The 17,466-nt window shown below is 64.1% G+C and carries 18 protein-coding genes; 8 read left to right on the plus strand and 10 right to left on the minus strand.

Features of this window, described 5'->3' with window-relative positions:
* Positions 1-2: 2 nt before the first annotated feature.
* The gene (locus KDW96_RS05275) at positions 3-305 is read right to left on the minus strand and encodes a putative quinol monooxygenase (RefSeq protein WP_255839379.1); all 303 of its coding nucleotides are present in this window, start codon (positions 303-305) and stop codon (positions 3-5) included.
* A gap of 60 nt (positions 306-365) precedes the next feature.
* Here KDW96_RS05275 and KDW96_RS05280 point away from each other — a divergent pair, with 60 nt between their 5' ends.
* The gene (locus tag KDW96_RS05280; protein WP_255839380.1) at positions 366-776 is read left to right on the plus strand and encodes a VOC family protein; all 411 of its coding nucleotides are present in this window, start codon (positions 366-368) and stop codon (positions 774-776) included.
* Positions 777-833: 57 nt separating this feature from the next.
* Here KDW96_RS05280 and fpr read toward each other — a convergent pair whose 3' ends face one another.
* A complete protein-coding gene (fpr, locus tag KDW96_RS05285; protein WP_255839383.1) occupies positions 834-1,613 on the minus strand; it encodes a ferredoxin-NADP reductase in 780 nt (259 codons plus the stop codon).
* Positions 1,614-1,727: 114 nt separating this feature from the next.
* Here fpr and KDW96_RS05290 point away from each other — a divergent pair, with 114 nt between their 5' ends.
* Positions 1,728-2,654: a LysR family transcriptional regulator gene (locus KDW96_RS05290; RefSeq protein ID WP_255839384.1), complete on the plus strand. Its 927-nt coding sequence runs from the start codon at positions 1,728-1,730 to the stop codon at positions 2,652-2,654.
* Positions 2,655-2,671: 17 nt separating this feature from the next.
* Here the strand turns inward: KDW96_RS05290 and erdR are convergent, their stop codons facing one another.
* Entirely contained in the window at positions 2,672-3,322 is a 651-nt protein-coding gene (gene erdR, locus KDW96_RS05295) for a response regulator transcription factor ErdR (protein ID WP_255839385.1), read from the minus strand.
* Between the two features lie 214 nt (positions 3,323-3,536).
* Here erdR and KDW96_RS05300 point away from each other — a divergent pair, with 214 nt between their 5' ends.
* Positions 3,537-4,502: a DMT family transporter gene (locus KDW96_RS05300; protein ID WP_255839386.1), complete on the plus strand. Its 966-nt coding sequence runs from the start codon at positions 3,537-3,539 to the stop codon at positions 4,500-4,502.
* Here the strand turns inward: KDW96_RS05300 and KDW96_RS05305 are convergent.
* Positions 4,438-5,148 (minus strand): tRNA-uridine aminocarboxypropyltransferase, encoded by a 711-nt coding sequence (locus tag KDW96_RS05305; RefSeq protein WP_255839387.1) that lies wholly within the window; start codon positions 5,146-5,148, stop codon positions 4,438-4,440. The two genes, KDW96_RS05300 and KDW96_RS05305, sit on opposite strands and share 65 nt — an antisense overlap.
* Positions 5,149-5,321: 173 nt before the next feature.
* Between KDW96_RS05305 and KDW96_RS05310 the strand changes: the two genes are divergently transcribed.
* From KDW96_RS05310 to KDW96_RS05320, 3 genes are all read left to right on the plus strand, one after another.
* Positions 5,322-5,723, plus strand: a complete 402-nt coding sequence (locus KDW96_RS05310) for a quorum-sensing-regulated virulence factor family protein (RefSeq protein WP_255839388.1) — start codon at positions 5,322-5,324, stop codon at positions 5,721-5,723.
* Positions 5,724-5,948: 225 nt separating this feature from the next.
* Positions 5,949-7,352 (plus strand): MBL fold metallo-hydrolase RNA specificity domain-containing protein, encoded by a 1,404-nt coding sequence (locus KDW96_RS05315; RefSeq protein ID WP_255839389.1) that lies wholly within the window; start codon positions 5,949-5,951, stop codon positions 7,350-7,352.
* 165 nt (positions 7,353-7,517) lie between these two features.
* Entirely contained in the window at positions 7,518-8,597 is a 1,080-nt protein-coding gene (locus tag KDW96_RS05320; RefSeq protein ID WP_255839390.1) for an LOG family protein, read from the plus strand.
* 195 nt (positions 8,598-8,792) lie between these two features.
* Here the strand turns inward: KDW96_RS05320 and recX are convergent, their stop codons facing one another.
* From recX to KDW96_RS05335, 3 genes are all read right to left on the minus strand, one after another.
* Complete coding sequence (gene recX, locus KDW96_RS05325) at positions 8,793-9,254, minus strand: recombination regulator RecX (protein WP_255839391.1); 462 nt, start codon at positions 9,252-9,254, stop codon at positions 8,793-8,795.
* Between the two features lie 37 nt (positions 9,255-9,291).
* Complete coding sequence (recA, locus tag KDW96_RS05330) at positions 9,292-10,335, minus strand: recombinase RecA (RefSeq protein WP_255839392.1); 1,044 nt, start codon at positions 10,333-10,335, stop codon at positions 9,292-9,294.
* An 83-nt stretch (positions 10,336-10,418) separates the two neighbouring features.
* Positions 10,419-10,931, minus strand: a complete 513-nt coding sequence (locus KDW96_RS05335; RefSeq protein WP_255839393.1) for a CinA family protein — start codon at positions 10,929-10,931, stop codon at positions 10,419-10,421.
* A gap of 79 nt (positions 10,932-11,010) precedes the next feature.
* Between KDW96_RS05335 and mutS the strand changes: the two genes are divergently transcribed.
* Positions 11,011-13,584 (plus strand): DNA mismatch repair protein MutS, encoded by a 2,574-nt coding sequence (gene mutS / locus KDW96_RS05340; protein WP_255839394.1) that lies wholly within the window; start codon positions 11,011-11,013, stop codon positions 13,582-13,584.
* A gap of 138 nt (positions 13,585-13,722) precedes the next feature.
* Positions 13,723-14,046 (plus strand): ferredoxin FdxA, encoded by a 324-nt coding sequence (fdxA, locus tag KDW96_RS05345; protein WP_255839395.1) that lies wholly within the window; start codon positions 13,723-13,725, stop codon positions 14,044-14,046.
* Positions 14,047-14,479: 433 nt separating this feature from the next.
* Here the strand turns inward: fdxA and rpoS are convergent, their stop codons facing one another.
* The 3 genes from rpoS to KDW96_RS05360 all read right to left on the minus strand — a co-directional run bounded on the left by rpoS (position 14,480) and on the right by KDW96_RS05360 (position 17,452).
* On the minus strand, positions 14,480-15,487 hold the full coding sequence (gene rpoS / locus KDW96_RS05350; protein ID WP_255839397.1) for an RNA polymerase sigma factor RpoS: 1,008 nt from the start codon (positions 15,485-15,487) through the stop codon (positions 14,480-14,482).
* A gap of 105 nt (positions 15,488-15,592) precedes the next feature.
* A complete protein-coding gene (locus KDW96_RS05355; RefSeq protein ID WP_255839398.1) occupies positions 15,593-16,456 on the minus strand; it encodes a peptidoglycan DD-metalloendopeptidase family protein in 864 nt (287 codons plus the stop codon).
* A gap of 57 nt (positions 16,457-16,513) precedes the next feature.
* A complete protein-coding gene (locus KDW96_RS05360; protein WP_255839399.1) occupies positions 16,514-17,452 on the minus strand; it encodes a polyprenyl-phosphate transporter in 939 nt (312 codons plus the stop codon).
* Positions 17,453-17,466: the final 14 nt, after the last annotated feature.

The raw sequence follows: 17,466 nt of genomic DNA on the forward strand, positions 1-17,466 counted from the left end.
GTTCAACGCCGCGGATTGAGCGCCAGCGAATCCGCCTCGATCGCCTCCTGGCTGAGGACCAGCGGATCGACCAGCGGCCGGCTGGCAATGAAGTGCGGCGCCTGCAGGTGCGCCTCGAAGGCCGCCTCGTCGCGGTAAACCTCGTACAGCCAGACCCGATCGGGGTCACCGCGGTCGCGCAGCACATCGAACACCAGACAGCCGGGCTCTTCACGCACCGAGGCCGCCGCATTGACGCCCATCGCTGCCATGAAGGCATCCAGGCAACCGGGTTTGAGTTGGGTCTTGAGCAGTAGGCAGTACACGCAGAACTCCATTTGTCCTATATTGAATACTTAATTGTATACAAGTAGGAGTGCGAATAAATGCCTGAACGTCCCAGCCGACTCAACGGATTGCGCCACCTGGCCTTGCAGGTCGTCGATCTGGAAGCCTGCGAGCGCTTCTACGTCGACATGCTCGGCATGCAGGTGCTGCACCGCGCCAGCCCGGACCTGGTCTACCTGACCTGCGGCAACGACAACCTCTCCCTGAGTCGCGCCAACGCCGAACCCCACGGCGTGCCGACAATGGACCACTTCGGCTTCATCGTCGACAGCGTCGAAGAGCTGGAGGCCTGGTACCAGTACCTCAAGGCCGAGGGCGTGCGACTGCTGGACCGGCCCTTCGACCATGGCGACGGCGCGCGCAGCTTTCACCTGCTCGACCCGGCGGGCAACAAGGTGCAGCCGATCTATCACCCGGCGGTGTCCGGGCAGCGCTTCAGCCAGCCTTAACCTTCGGGACAAGAAAAAGCCCGCCAATAGGCGGGCTTTTTCGTCTCGCTGAGGCGCCTACTTCTCGACGAAGGCGCGCTCGATCAGGTAGTCACCCGGCTCGCCCAGGCGCGGCGATATCTTCAGGCCGAAACCATCCAGCACCGCGCTGGTCTCGTCGAGCATGCTCGGGCTGCCGCAGATCATGGCACGGTCGTCCTGCGGGTTGATCGGCGGCAGGCCGATATCGCGGAACAGTTTGCCGCTGCGCATGAGGTCGGTCAGGCGACCCTGGTTCTCGAACTCTTCGCGGGTCACGGTCGGGTAGTAGATCAACTTGCTCTTCAGCGACTCGCCAAAGTACTCGTTCTGCGGCAGGTGCTCGGTGATGTACTCGCGGTAGGCCACCTCGTTGACGTAGCGCACGCCGTGCACCAGTACCACCTTCTCGTAGCGCTCATAGGTTTCCGGGTCCTGGATCACGCTCATGAACGGCGCCAGACCGGTACCGGTGCTGAGCAGGTAGAGGTGCTTGCCCGGCAGCAGATCGTCGAGCAGCAGGGTGCCGGTGGGCTTGCGGCTGACCATCAACTCGTCGCCCGGTTTGAGGTGCTGCAGCTTGGAGGTCAGCGGGCCGTCCGCCACCTTGATGCTGAAGAACTCCAGGTGATCTTCGTAGTTGGGGCTGGCGATGGAGTAGGCGCGCATCAGCGGACGACCGTTGTCCTGCTGCAGACCGATCATCACGAACTGACCGTTCTCGAATCGCAGGCCCGCATTGCGGGTGGTCTTGAAACTGAACAGGGTGTCGTTCCAGTGGTGGACGCTGAGCACACGCTCGACGTTCAGATTGCTCATGCTGGCTTCCTCGAAGGCTCAGATACCCGAAGCGGGTGATTGCGCGGCATTTTAGGCGGGTGCAGAATATCTGTTAAGTGGATTATTATGATATGGCTTATCGGTTATATAGATATGCGATTTACGCTTAGACAGCTTCACGTATTCGTCATCGCCGCCCAGCAGGAAAGCGTGTCCCGCGCAGCCGAGGCGCTGGCCCTGTCGCAATCGGCCACCAGCACCTCATTGAGCGAGCTGGAACGACAATCCGGCTGCCAACTGTTCGACCGCTCCGGCAAGCGTCTGCGCCTCAACGCACTGGGCCGCCAGCTGCTGCCCGAAGCCGTGGCGCTGCTCGATCAGGCCAAGGAAATCGAACGCCTGCTCGCCGGCAAGAGCGGCTTCGGCTCGCTCGACGTCGGCGCCACCCTCACCGTCGGCAATTACCTGGCGACCCTGCTGATCGGCAACTTCATGCAGCGCCACCCGGAGTGTCGGGTGAAGCTGCAGGTGCACAACACCGCCCACGTGGTCCAGCAGATTGCCCACTACGAACTGGATCTCGGCCTGATCGAAGGCGACTGCCAGCATCCGGATATCGAGGTGCAACCCTGGGTGGAGGACGAACTGGTGGTGTTCTGCGCGCCCCAGCACCCTTTGGCGCAGCGTCGCGAGGCGAGCCTCGAGGAGCTGGCCAATGAGGCATGGATTCTCCGCGAGAAGGGCTCCGGCACCCGTCTGACGTTCGACCAGGCCATGCGCCACCATCCGGCTTCGCTGAACATCCGGCTGGAGCTGGAACATACCGAAGCGATCAAGCGCGCGGTGGAGTCGGGCCTGGGTATCGGCTGCATCTCACGCCTGGCCCTGCGCGATGCGGTGCGCCGCGGCAGCCTGGTGGCGGTGGAAACGCCGGCCCTGGATCTGCGCCGACAGTTCTACTTCATCTGGCACAAACAGAAGTACCAGACCGCCGCCATGCGTGAGTTCCTCGAACAGTGCCGGGCGCTGACCGCCGGGGTCAGGCGCAGCGACGAAATCGTCCTGCCGAGCCTGGCCTAGCCACCTCAGCGCTGGGCTCAGCCGGCCGGAATGGATTCCAGCTGCTGCAGCAGCAGCGCCGCCTGGGTGCGGGTGCGCACGCCGAGCTTGCGGAATATCGCCGTGACGTGGGCCTTGACGGTCGCCTCCGAAACGCTCAATTCGTAGGCAATCTGCTTGTTCAGCAGGCCATCGCAGACCATGGTCAGCACGCGAAACTGCTGCGGCGTCAGGCTGGCCAGGCCGGCACTGGCGGCCTTGGCCTCGGCGGATAGCGCCTGCGCCTCCTCGGTTTGCGCCGGCCACCAGACCTCTCCTTCGAGCACCTGGCGCACGGCCTGCTGGATGGTTTCCAGCGGGCTGGATTTGGGAATGAAACCGCTGGCGCCGAACTCCCGCGAGCGCGCCACGACGGCGGCGTCCTCTTGGGCCGAGACCATCACCACAGGAATCTGCGGATACTGCCCGCGCAGCAGCACCAGGCCAGAGAAGCCATAGGCGCCGGGCATATTGAGGTCGAGCAGCACCAGGTCCCAGTCCGCCTTGTTGCTCAGGAAACCTTCCAACTCGGCGATGCTGGCGGCCTCCATCAGCCGCACATCCGGGCCCAGGCCCAGGGTCAAGGCTTGCTGCAGGGCGCTGCGAAACAGTGGGTGATCGTCGGCAATCAGGATTTCATAGGCAGCCATAGGCAGATCCTGTTGTTGTTATATGAGGAGCCACGTCGTGACCCGTACAGGTTACCCCAGCGGGGGACCGATAGCAGCCTGGGCGTGCCGCCGGGCAACGTGGTCAGACCAATTTCACGCCAGAGACGGCGGCCAGCATGCCGAGCCCTGCCGGGGTGGTCAAGTACGGCGCTTTACGGCACAGTCTGCGCCTTAACTCCACAAGGATTGCTCCATGCGAAAGGAAGCCCTGCGCGCCGACCTGTTGATGCTACTTACCGCCATGATCTGGGGCTCTGCCTTCGTTGCGCAACGCCTGGGCATGGATAACATCGGCCCGTTTCTCTACAGCGGTCTGCGCTTCGCCCTGGCGGCCCTGATTCTTGTGCCGCTACTGCCCATTCTGCAGCGCCTGTCGCCCGACACCCCGGTGCCGCCGGTGAATCGTCATCTGCTGTTCGGCGGCGGGCTGATGGGCCTGGCCCTGGCCCTGGGAATCAACCTGCAGCAGGTCGGCCTGCTGTTCACCAGCGTGACCAACTCGGGCTTCATCACCGGCCTGTACGTGATCATCGTGCCGCTGCTGGGCCTGCTGATCGGCCACAAGACCGGGCTGGGCATCTGGCTGGGCGCCTGCCTGGCGGTGGTCGGCATGTTCCTGCTGAGCGTCGGCGAAGGTTTCCAGGTGGCCAGCGGCGACTGGCTGCAGCTGGCCGGCGCCTTCGTCTGGGGGGTGCACGTATTGCTGGTGGGCTTCTTCGCCGGGCGCCACGACCCACTGCGCCTGGCCGCCGTGCAGTTCGTCACCTGCGCGCTGATCAGCCTGCTACTGGCCGTGCTGTTCGAGGAGATTCGGCTGGACGCGATCATCGCCGCCGGCCCGGCGATCCTCTATGGCGGCGTGTTCGGCGTGGCGATCGGCTTCACCCTGCAGGTGGTGGCGCAGAAGCACGCGATCGCCTCCCACGCGGCGATCATCCTCTCGCTGGAGGCGGTGTTCGCCGCCATCGCCGGGGCGATCATGCTCGGCGAATCCCTGGAGCTGCGCGGCTATTTCGGCTGTGCGCTGATGTTCGGCGGCATGCTGCTGGCCCAGCTATGGCCGCGCAAACTGCCGCCGCTGCCCGCGCCGACGCTCACAGAAACGCCCGCAGGCGCTGGTGAAGCGGGTCATCCGGGTCGATCGCGCGCTGCCCTTTAGCCGCCAGGTAGTGCTGGCTGAACACATCCAGATAGGCCCCCAGTGCATCGCCGGCGCGCTGGTCGCCGGCCAGCTCGAGACAGAGCGCGGCGACCTCGGCGGTGCACAGGTGATCGCCACGGGTGGAGCGGCGCAAGCGATAGCGCGACAACTGCTCCGGCTTGAAGCTGAGCACCGGCAAGTGATCCAGGTAAGGACTCTTGCGGAACATCTTGCGCGCCTCGGTCCAGGTCGCATCGAGCAACACGAACAGCGGCCGCTTGCCCGGCGCCACCTCGACCTCGCTGACCACCCGCTCCGGCGCCGCATATTCGCCGGGAAACACCAGGTAGGGCTGCCACTGCGGCTCGGCCAGCAGCGCCGGCAAGCCCGCATCGACCTCCGTGCGCAGCCAGCCGAAAGCCGAGGTATCGCCCACTACATCGGCGATCAACCAGCCGGTGTTGCTCGGTTTGAGCGCTTCGATATCGTGCATCAGCAGGCACACCGCCGATTGCGCCTCGACCCGTGGTCGCCAGGTGCACAGGCAATGGCTCGGGACCAAGCGGCAGCGCGCGCACCGCATGGCTTTGGAACCGCGTGCGACGAAGGGCTTTACACTGCGCGCCAGGCGGGCGGCGCGCAAACGGGCAACGGCGTGACTCATGGAGACGGCGCCTGGAGGCAAAAAAAGGACGGCATACTTGATCCTGGATCGACAGGCGCGGCAGTCTAACAAAGCCGCCGCGCGCCGGCGTGCCCGCATGACTGATGGCGCAGCACGCTGAACCTCTGCCGGCCCCAGCCGGTCCAACGCACGAACCGTTTCCGGAGCCCCCCATGCTGCGCGCCACCGCCCTGTCCATCGCCCTGTGCCTGCCCTTTTGCGTCCAGGCCGCCTCGCTCAAGGACCAGGAGCTGACCAAGCTGCTGGAACAGGTCGCCCGCCAGAGCAGCCAGGGTACGCCGCGGGCCATCAACGCCGACATCCTCGACCGCGGCTACACGGTGGAAGGCAACGAGCTGATCAACCACCTCAGCGTGCGGGCCGGCCACGCCGCACAGATGCGCGGCAACCCCGACACGGTCAGGGCGCAACTGGCCGACAGCGTGTGCCGCAATACCGGCTACCGCCGCCTGCTGGCCCAGGGCGCGGTACTGCGCTATCAGTTCAGCGAATACCAGAGCAACCGCCCGGTCACCAGCGAACGCTTCTCCAAGGACGACTGCGGCGTACCCTGAGCGCAACCCGAGGCGAGCGCCAGGCCACGGCAATGGATGAGCGGCAGGTGACCGCGCCAGCGGGACTAGGCTTAAGGCATGAGGGGCTGGCGTCGCCGCACAGGTTGCGGGAGCGGCTCGCGGCGCAGGTCGATGGGCGTCAGGGCTGACCTGGATCAAGACCTCTTGAGCTTATCTGAGGCAGCCTGATGCCATGCCCATCCCGCACGCCCAAGGAGTCCTTCCATGGCACTACTCAACTTCTTCGGGGCCATTCAGCAGGTCACCGGCTCCTGTTACCTGGTCGAAAGCCGCGATGGCGCCCGTGTCCTGCTCGAATGCGGCATGCACCAGGGCCGCCGGCAGGAGGAGGATCGCAACCACGCGCCCTTCCCCTTCGAGCCCGCCAGCCTGGACGCCGTGGTCATCTCCCATGCCCATCTCGACCACACCGGTCTGCTGCCGCGCCTGGTCGCCTGCGGCTACCGGGGGCCGATCTTCGCCACCGAAGCCAGCTGTGAACTGATGGAGCTGATGCTGCTGGACTCGGCGCACATTCAGGAGAAGGACGCCGAATGGGAAAGCAAATGGCGGGTGCGCCAGGGCAAGCCGCCGGTCAAGCCGCTGTACACCACCCAGGACACCGAACAGACCCTCGCGCTGCGCCGCCCCCTGCCCTACGGCGTGCCCCATGAGGTGGCCAAGGGCGTGCAGGTCACCTACCACGATGCGGGCCACATCCTCGGCTCCGCAATAGTCGAGCTTGAGGTCGAGGATCACCACCTCACCCGTCGCCTGGTGTTCTCCGGCGACCTGGGCAACACCTGTTCGCCGCTGATGTGCGACCCGGCCACCCTGAAGCGCGCCGACCTGGTGCTGCTCGAATCCACCTACGGCGATCGCGACCATCGCAACAGCGACGAGACCCTCGACGAGCTCGGGGAAATCCTCCAGCAGGCCCATCGCGATGGCGGCAATGTACTGATTCCATCCTTCGCCGTCGGCCGCACCCAGGACCTGATCTACTACCTCGGGCGCTTCTATCAGGAAGGGCGCCTGCCACAGCAGGCGGTCTTTCTCGACAGTCCCATGGCCATCCGCGCAAACGCCATCTACGCGCGCTTTCACGAACAGTTCGACCTGACCAACCAGGCGGAGATCAAGGCCAGGAACGTCAAGCGCGTCGAGGATTGGCTGCCGATCCTGCGCTGCACGCCGTCACCGGAAGAGTCCATGGCGATCAACCGGATCAAGAGCGGTGCGATCATCATCGCCGGCAGCGGCATGTGCAACGGCGGACGCATCGTTCACCATTTCAAGCACAACCTCTGGCGCAGTGACTGCCACCTGGTGTTCCCCGGTTTCCAGGCCAGAGGTACCACCGGCCGGGCCATTGTTGATGGCGCCACCACGGTGAAGGTGCTGCACCAACGCATCGCGGTAAAGGCCAAGGTGCATACCCTCGGCGGCTTCTCCGCCCATGCCGGGCAGTCACAGTTGCTCGACTGGGTCAGCCACTTCACTCACCACCCGGAGCTGTACCTGGTGCATGGCGAACTGGAGAAGATGCAGGTCTTGCAGCAGGTGCTGCGCGAGCGCCTCAACTGGATCGCCAACATCCCCGAGCCCGGCGAGCAAATCGCCCTGTAACCGGGCCGCTCCAACCTGCCGACAGGCCGCCCTGGTCGCTCCAGTTGGTCTGCGATGCCTGTGGCCCTGCCGCAAAAGCGCCGCGACCCAGCCATACTCTTGGACAGGGCCGGGCGCTTCATGGAACCGAAGGGACCCGGTCCGCATAACAAAAGGAGAAGTTCTATGCCTGATGAATCGGACGACTACCTGTCTCGGCATTTCCAGACCAGCGGCATCGACCTGGCCAGCAAGGTGGATGAGCTCACCACCCTGGTCGTCCCCCCGGACAGCCCCAACCTGCCCTTGTACCGGGAAATGCTCATCACCGTGACCCGCATGGCCCAGGCCGACCGCAATCGCTGGGACGCCAAGATCATGCTGCAGACCCTGCGGGAAATGGAGCACGCCTTCAGCACCCTGGATAAGTTCAAACGGCGGCGCAAAGTCACGGTATTCGGCTCGGCGCGCACCCCGGTGGATCACCCGGTGTACGGGTTGGCGCGTGAGCTGGGCGCCACCCTGGCGCGCTACGACCTGATGGTGGTGACCGGCGCCGGGGGCGGCATCATGGCCGCCGCCCACGAAGGCGCCGGCCTGGAAAACAGTCTCGGCTTCAACATCACCCTGCCCTTCGAGCAGGGCGCCAACGCCACCGTGGAAGGCAGCGGCAACCTGCTGTCATTCCATTTCTTCTTTCTGCGCAAGCTGTTCTTCGTCAAGGAAGCCGACGCGCTGGTGCTCTGTCCTGGCGGCTTCGGCACCCTGGACGAAGCCCTGGAGGTGCTGACCCTGATCCAGACCGGCAAGAGTCCGATCGTGCCGGTGGTGCTGCTGGACCAGCCGGGCGGCAACTACTGGGAGGAGCACCTGGCCTTTATCGAGAAGCAAGTGCTCGGTCACGGCTATATCCTGCCCAGCGACCTGCACCTGATACGCCTGGTGCACAGCGCCGACGAGGCGGCCGAGGAAATCGCCCAGTTCTACCGCAACTTCCACTCCAGCCGCTGGCTGAAGGGTCTGTTCGTCATACGCCTCAACCACCCGCTCAGCGATGCCGCCGTCGAGCAGTTGAACCTCGACTACGCGGACCTGTGCAAGCACGGCGACTTCCAGCAGCAACCCCCCTGCGATCAGGAGCAGGATGAACCGGAGCTCTGCCACCTGACTCGGCTGGCCTTCGCCTTCAACGGCCGCGACCACGGGCGCCTGCGGGAGCTGCTGAATTTCATCAATCGGCCACAGAACTGGGCGAAAAACGCCTGAGGACGCCCGGTGACCTTTGCCGACCGAGGTCGGTGGAGCGGAGCCCCCTCCGGACGGCGGACGGCGGACGGCAAGCAAGTACATCAAGGCCAGCAGGCGCCCCAGGGAAGCGACATGGACACAGCGCGCCCGCTAGGGGCTTCGATCAGGAACGAGGGGTATTGCAAGCGAGTGGCTGGCCGGGTACTTGCCGGCTCAGTCTTCGATACCGCGCAACAGGCGGCCGATCGATTCGAGGGGGAAACCGCGGTAACTGAGAAAGCGTCCTTGCTGGGCACGTTCGCGGGGATCGGCAGGCAGCTTGCCGGAGAACTTGCGTTGCCAGGCGGCGTGCAGCTGTTCGGCCCAGTCGATGCCGCTGTCGCGCAGCGCCTGCTCGACTTCGGCCCGGTCCAACCCTCGCTGCGTCAGCTCCTCGCGAATCCGCTGCGGTCCATAGCCGGCCCGCGCGCGATGGCCGATGTAACTCTCCAGATAACGCGCCTCGGACAGCAGCCCCTCCTCCGCCAGCCGATCGAGGGCGGCCTCGATCAACTCGGCGGCGGCGCCGCGCTGACGCAGCTTGCGCGTCAGCTCGACCCGCCCGTGCTCCCGGCGCGCCAGCAGGTCCATGGCCGTGCGCCGCACCGCCAGCGGGTTATCCAGGATTACCGACATGCTCTAGGACCTGCTGCGCAATCGTCCAACGATTAACTCAGGCGTCGACTTCGGCCTCTACCAGACGGTCGGCAGTGGCCTTGACCGGAGCGCTGGAAACCAGCAGCTTCTCGCGGATCATGCCCTCGATGGTGCGCGCCACTTCCGGGTTGTCTTCCAGGTACTTGGCCGAGTTGGCCTTGCCCTGGCCGATCTTGCTGCCCTGGTAGCTGTACCAGGCGCCGGACTTCTCCAGCAGCCCGAGCTGCACGCCCAGGTCGATGATCTCGCCGTTACGGTAGATACCCTTGCCGTAGAGGATCTGGAACTCCGCCTGGCGGAAGGGCGGCGCCACCTTGTTCTTGACGACCTTGACCCGGGTCTCGCTGCCGACCACCTCGTCGCCTTCCTTCACCGCGCCGGTACGGCGGATGTCCAGGCGCACCGAGGAATAGAACTTCAGCGCGTTACCGCCGGTGGTGGTTTCCGGGCTGCCGAACATCACGCCGATCTTCATGCGGATCTGGTTGATGAAAATCACCAGGCAGTTGGCGTTCTTGATATTGCCGGTGATCTTGCGCAGCGCCTGGGACATCAGGCGAGCCTGCAGGCCGACGTGCATGTCACCCATCTCGCCTTCGATTTCCGCCTTCGGCACCAGGGCCGCCACCGAGTCGACGATGATCACGTCGATGGCATTGGAACGCACCAGCATGTCGGTGATCTCCAGGGCCTGCTCACCGGTGTCCGGCTGCGACACCAGCAGGTCGTCGACGTTGACCCCCAGCTTGCCGGCATAGTCCGGGTCCAGCGCGTGCTCGGCGTCGACGAACGCGCAGGTGGCACCCTGCCTCTGCGCTTCGGCGATCACCGACAGGGTCAGGGTGGTCTTGCCCGAGGACTCGGGACCGTAGATCTCGACGATACGGCCCTTCGGCAGACCGCCAATGCCCAAGGCGATGTCCAGGCCGAGCGAGCCGGTGGAGATGGCCGGAATCGCCTGGCGCTCATGATCGCCCATGCGCATGACCGCGCCCTTGCCGAATTGCTTTTCGATCTGGCCCAGGGCAGCCGCCAAGGCGCGCTTCTTATTCTCGTCCATTGAAGTCCTCACGTGATCAAGAGGGCCTGACGGCCAACAACTGTATAAGTAGACAGTATTATTCCACAGGGCAAGTCGCCCGCCTACCCCGCCCCCGGATTTTCTTTCGCCAACAGGCGCAGCAGCCCCTCTAGGGCGGCCTCGACCGTTTGTCGGCGAACTTCGGCGCGATCCCCCGTGAACTGCCGGCGCACGCTGAACAGCTCACCGCCATCGCCCCAGGCCAGCCAGACGGTACCCACCGGCTTCTCCGGCGAACCGCCATCGGGCCCAGCCACACCACTGACCGCCACTGCGTAACGGGCACCGCTGGCGGCCTGGGCGCCGCGTACCATGGCCTCGACCACTTCGCGACTGACTGCGCCGACAGAATCGAACAGGGTAGCGGGGACGCCCAGTTGCCTGCTCTTCTGCGCATTGGAGTAGGTAACGTAACCGGCTTCGAACCAGCTCGAACTGCCAGGAATCCGCGTGATCGCCTCGGCGATGCCGCCACCGGTACAGGACTCGGCTGTGCTCACCTGGGCCTCAAAGGCCATCAACCGCGCTCCTAGCTCGGTAGCCAGCTGATTCAACTCTCGATCATCCACAGTCATCCTCACTCCGGGGTTAAAGCCAGCCAGGGGGATACCGTACACTAGGCGCTTTTGCGATTCAGCCGGATAGTCCAAAACGATGAGCCAAAGCGATCTCAGCGCCCACACCCCCATGATGCAGCAGTACTGGAAGCTCAAAAACCAGCATCCGGACCAACTGATGTTCTACCGCATGGGCGATTTCTACGAGATCTTCTACGAGGACGCCAAGAAGGCCGCCAAGCTGCTCGACATCACCCTCACCGCCCGCGGCCAGTCCGCCGGCCAGGCGATTCCGATGTGCGGCATCCCCTTCCATTCTGTCGAAGGCTACCTGGCCAAGCTGGTCAAGCTCGGCGAGTCGGTGGTGATCTGTGAGCAGGTCGGCGACCCGGCCACCAGCAAGGGGCCGGTGGAGCGCCAGGTGGTGCGCATCATCACCCCCGGCACGGTCAGCGACGAGGCCCTGCTCGACGAGCGCCGCGACAACCTGCTGGCCGCCGTGCTGGGCGACGAGCGCCTGTTCGGCCTGGCGGTACTGGACATCACCAGCGGCCGCTTCAGCGTGCTGGAGATCAAGGGTTGGGAGAACCTGCTGGCCGAGCTGGAGCGGCTCAATCCGGTCGAGCTGCTGATTCCGGATGACTGGCCTCAGGGCTTGCCGGCGGAGAAGCGCCGTGGCGCCCGGCGCCGCGCGCCCTGGGACTTCGAGCGCGACACGGCACGCAAGAGCCTGTGCCAGCAGTTCGGCACCCAGGACCTCAAGGGCTTCGGCTGCGAGCAGCTGACCCTGGCCATCGGCGCCGCCGGCTGCCTGCTCGGCTACGCCAAGGAGACCCAGCGCACCGCCCTGCCGCACCTGCGCAGCCTGCGCCACGAACGCCTGGACGATACGGTGATCCTCGACGGCGCCAGCCGGCGCAATCTGGAGCTGGACATCAATCTCGCCGGCGGGCGCGACAACACCCTGCAATCGGTGGTCGACCGCTGCCAGACGGCCATGGGCAGTCGCCTGCTCAGCCGCTGGCTGAATCGCCCGCTGCGCGACCGCGCGGTGCTCGAGGCGCGCCAGGAGTCGATCGACTGTTTCCTGGAGCGCTACCGCTTCGAAACCCTGCAGCCCCAGCTCAAGGAGATCGGCGACCTGGAGCGCATCCTCGCCCGTATCGGCCTACGCAATGCCCGCCCACGGGATCTGGCCCGTCTGCGCGACGCCCTCGCGGCCCTGCCGCAGCTGCAGCAGGCGATGAACGAACTGGAAGCGCCGCACCTCAAAGACCTGGCGGTGAGCGTGAGCACCTACCCGGAGCTGGCCGACCTGCTCGCCCGCGCGGTCATCGACAACCCGCCGGCGGTGATCCGTGAAGGCGGCGTGCTGAAGACCGGCTACGACGCCGAACTGGACGAACTGCAGGCGATGAGCGAGAACGCCGGGCAGTACCTGATGGATCTGGAGACCCGGGAAAAGGCCCGCACCGGCCTGGCTAATCTCAAGGTCGGCTACAACCGCGTGCATGGCTACTTCATCGAGCTGCCGAGCAAGCAGGCCGAACAGGCCCCCGCCGACTACATCCGCCGGCAGACCCTCAAGGGCGCCGAGCGCTTCATCACCCCCGAACTCAAGGAGTTCGAGGACAAGGCGCTGTCGGCCAAGAGCCGCGCCCTGGCGCGGGAGAAATTGCTCTACGAGGCCCTGCTGGAGCTGCTGATCGAGCATCTCGCACCGCTGCAGGACAGCGCCGCCGCCCTGGCCGAACTGGACGTGCTGAGCAACCTGGCCGAACGCGCGCTGAACCTGGACCTCAATCGACCGCGCTTCGTCGACGAGCCCTGCATGCGCATCGATCAGGGTCGTCACCCGGTGGTCGAGCAGGTGCTCACCACGCCCTTCGTGGCCAACGACCTGAGCCTGGACGATGCGACACGCATGCTGATCATCACCGGGCCGAACATGGGCGGTAAGTCCACCTACATGCGCCAGACCGCGCTGATCGTGCTGCTTGCCCATATCGGCAGCTTCGTGCCCGCGGCCCGTTGCGAGCTTTCGCTGGTCGACCGCATCTTCACCCGTATCGGCTCAAGCGACGACCTGGCCGGCGGACGCTCGACCTTCATGGTCGAAATGAGCGAAACCGCCAACATCCTGCACAACGCCACGGAACGCAGCCTGGTGCTGATGGACGAGGTCGGGCGCGGCACCAGCACCTTTGACGGCCTGTCGCTGGCCTGGTCCGCCGCCGAGCAACTGGCAAGATTGCGCGCCTATACCCTGTTCGCCACCCACTACTTCGAGCTGACCGTGCTGCCGGAAAGCCTGCCGGTCGTGGCCAACGTCCACCTCAACGCCACCGAGCACAACGAGCGCATCGTATTTTTGCATCACGTGCTGCCCGGGCCGGCCAGTCAGAGCTATGGTTTAGCGGTGGCCCAGCTGGCCGGGGTACCCGGCGAGGTGATCACCCGTGCTCGGGAGCATCTGGCGCGTCTGGAAACCACCAGTCTGCCCCATGAAGTCCCGCGCCAGGAACCCGGACAAGCCGCAGTGCCAATGCAGAGCGACATGTTCGCCAGTCTGCCGCATCCCGTGCTGGATGAGCTCGCCAAGGTCAACCCGGATGACCTGACACCGCGCAAGGCACTGGAGCTGTTATATACATGGAAGACACACATCTAACGCAGAGTCGCGCAAGCTGTTAGAATCGCGCGCATTTTTATGACTGCCCGGTTTAAAGCCTGAGCCGCGGCCAATAACGAACGCCTGCATGCCCTGCACAGACAGGGCCAGGCCGCCGCCCGAGGAGAGAATCAAGCCATGACCTTCGTCGTTACCGACAACTGCATCAAGTGCAAATACACCGACTGCGTGGAAGTCTGCCCAGTCGACTGCTTCTACGAAGGCCCGAACTTCCTGGTCATTCATCCGGACGAGTGCATCGACTGCGCACTGTGCGAGCCGGAGTGCCCGGCTCAGGCGATTTTCTCCGAAGACGAGGTGCCGGAGGACATGCAGGAGTTCACCGAGCTGAACGCCGATCTGGCCGAGGTCTGGCCAAACATCACCGAGAAGAAAGATGCCCTGCCTGATGCCGAAGAGTGGGACGGTGTGAAGGACAAGCTGCAGCATCTGGAACGCTGAGTAGAATCAATGAAAGGCCCGCCATGTGCGGGCCTTTCGCTTTTCTGCGGACAAAAAAAGGGGCGGTTTTACCCGCCCACTCTTTTGTCCCTACTCCCTTTATTTCCCAGCTCATCGTCCTGATGAAATCGCATCCGGCGATTGTCCCGGTCACCGTCCTTAGCGACCCGTGTCTATCCCTCGACACAGATGTGATATTAGGGATTTACGGTGCGCGCACAAGTCAGTCTTACTCCCTAAAACTCCGCACCGCCCACCAAGGAAAAATAATAAATATCAATTAAATCAACACCTTGAATATATTCCAAAAGCTTAAAGAGCCAGTAGCACGCGGAACTTTCCCGCGATCTCCTACATGTTCTGTAAGCAATGGCTTACATGAACGCACACAAAAAACCCGGCCTCAGCCGGGTTTTGTTTGATGACAAACGCCTTACTGGAACAACGCGTCACTCGACAGGCCATTGCTCTCCAGAATTTCCCGCAGACGCTTGAGCGCCTCAACCTGGATCTGCCGCACACGCTCGCGGGTCAGGCCGATTTCCTGCCCCACCTCCTCGAGGGTGCAGGTCTCATGGCCACGCAAGCCGAAGCGGCGAACCACGACCTCGCGCTGCTTGTCGGTCAGCTCCGACAGCCACTGGTCGATGCTCTGGGACAGGTCATCGTCCTGCAGCAATTCACAGGGATCGGTCGGGCGGTCATCGGTCAGGGTATCGAGCAGGGTCTTGTCCGAGTCCGGCCCCAGGGACACGTCCACCGAAGACACACGCTCATTCAGGCCGAGCATGCGCTTGACCTCGCCAACCGGCTTTTCCAGCAGGTTGGCGATCTCTTCGGCGGAAGGCTCATGGTCGAGCTTCTGGGTCAGCTCACGGGCGGCGCGCAGGTAGACATTCAGCTCCTTGACCACGTGAATCGGCAGGCGAATGGTGCGCGTCTGGTTCATGATCGCCCGCTCGATGGTCTGGCGAATCCACCAGGTCGCGTAGGTGGAGAAGCGGAATCCGCGTTCGGGGTCGAACTTTTCCACCGCGCGGATCAGGCCCAGGTTGCCTTCTTCGATCAGGTCGAGCAGCGACAGGCCCCGGTTGACATAACGCCTGGCGATCTTCACCACCAAACGCAGGTTGCTTTCGATCATCCGCTTACGCCCAGCGGGATCGCCCTTCTGCGCCAGGCGCGCGAAGAACACCTCCTCTTCGGGAGTGAGCAGGGGAGAGAAGCCGATTTCGTTGAGGTACAGCTGAGTGGCGTCGAGCGCCCGAGTGTAGTCGATGTATTTATGCTGCTTGCTGCTGGTGGAATTCTTGGCCTTAGCGCGAGAAGCCGGCGCTGGCTTCTCCTCTTTCGACCCGCCGTCCAGAACGATGCCCGGCTCCATCAGGAGCACTTCATCGTCGACGTCAAACTCCGGCGTTTCTTTTTTTTTGAGAGCCATTGTGGTTGCTCCTTGCTGAGTTCGACAGCAAGCCCGAGCGTTGCCTGGATCCTTGGCTACACTAGAGCCCGTTCCTCCTACGAAATGGAACAGGCTGGCGACCGATCAACGACGCGGCAGGTATTGCAATGGGTCTACAGGTTTACCCTGACGGCGAATCTCGAAGTGGAGTTTCACCCGGTCGGTTCCCGTGGAACCCATCTCGGCAATTGTCTGTCCGGCCTTGACCCGCTGCCCCTCCCGTACCAACAGCCTGCGGTTATGTCCGTAGGCACTGACGTAGGTATCGCTGTGTTTGATGATCAATAACTCGCCGTAGCCCCGTAAACCACTCCCGGCGTACACCACTGACCCATCAGACGCAGCTAAAACAGGCTGGCCCAATTCCCCCGCGATATCAATGCCTTTATTCAAACTGCCGTTTGAGGAAAAGCGCCCTATCACTGCGCCATTTGATGGCCAGGCCCAGCCGGTCGCGGAGCGCTGAACCGGCTGCACCGGCGTGGTCGCCGGGGTCACCTGAACCGGTGCCTTTGGCGCGCTGCGTACCGTCGCCGGAGGGGCCTGAATAGCGGGCGCTGGCTGCACGACAGGCGCCGGGCGGGTCATCACCGGCGCCGATTTCGCCACCACGACCGGGGGCGTGGTGCGATGGCCATCGAAGCGAATGACCTGCCCGACCCGGATCAGGTAGGGCGCGGTGATGCCGTTGCGGGCCGCCAGCGCCTTCCAGTCCCAGCCGAAGCGAAAGGCGATCGAATACAGGGTATCGCCACGGCGCACCACGTACTGGCCACTGGTCACGGTCGGGCGTTGTTGAGTCGCGGCGCGATGGGCACGGTCGACCACCTGCACCCCACCGGACGGCGGGCTGGCGCAGCCACTCAACAGCACGCCCAGCAGCAGTCCACTCAACAGGCAACGGGCACTGCTGCAGCGAATTCGCGATTGAATGGCAGTGAAGCTCACCCGTGTCTCCCTAATCTGGCTACTGGCGTGGGGTAGTAGGCGCGTATTGTGCCGTAATTAATCGCGGCAACCAGCGTTTTGCTGGAGACGTGCAGCCAGCCACTCCAGGCCGAGCACCAGCAGCACCCCGAACAGGGCCAGGCCAATCGCCAGCAGCAGCTGCGGGTCTTGGCCACTGATCTCGGCAAAGCGCCCGGGCAGCAGATTGGCCTGCAGCAGTGGCACCGACTCTCCGTGGCGGTCGGTGTGCCAGGTCAGGGTCTCCTTCCACGGCCAGATCTTGTTCAGCGAACCGAGCATCAGCCCGGTAAGGAACGCCAGGCTCAGGTCGCGCCAACGCACCAGCAACCAGCGCAGAATGCTGGCGAAGCTGACGATGCCGACCAGGCAACCGCTGGCGAACAGCACCAGCACACCGACATCCAGGCTTTTGACGGCGCCGAGCACGAAGGGGTAGAGCCCCAGCAGCACCAGGATGAAGCTTCCGGAGATGCCCGGCAGGATCATCGCGCAGATGGCGACGGCGCCGGCGAAAAACAGGCTGAGCGGATCGTGCCCCCACTGCATCGGCGCCGCCACGGTAATCCAGTAGGCGAAGGCCATACCGAGGATGAAGCTGAGCCCGCGACTCCAGTTCCAGCGCTGAATCTCCCGCGCCACGATGTGGGAGGAGACCAGAATCAAACCGAAGAAGAACGACCATACCGGAATGGGTTGCTCAACCAGCAGATAGCTGATCAGCCGCGCCAGACTCAGCACACTGGTGAGAATGCCGGCCAGCAGGACCATCAGGAAGGTCGCATTGGCCGCCTGCCAGGCCGCCACGATACGCCCGCGCAGCAACATTCCCAGCGCTGCCGGCACGCTGGCGATCGAGCGCAGCAGCTCATCATAAATGCCGCTGATAAAGGCGACGGTACCACCGGACACCCCGGGCACCACGTCGGCCGCGCCCATGGCTATGCCTTTGGCATAGAGCAGAAAATGTTTCTTCATGGATCCATCCAGTT

The sequence above is a fragment of the Pseudomonas benzenivorans genome (assembly GCF_024397895.1).
In the GTDB taxonomy this organism is placed as follows: Bacteria; Pseudomonadota; Gammaproteobacteria; order Pseudomonadales; family Pseudomonadaceae; genus Aquipseudomonas; species Aquipseudomonas benzenivorans_A.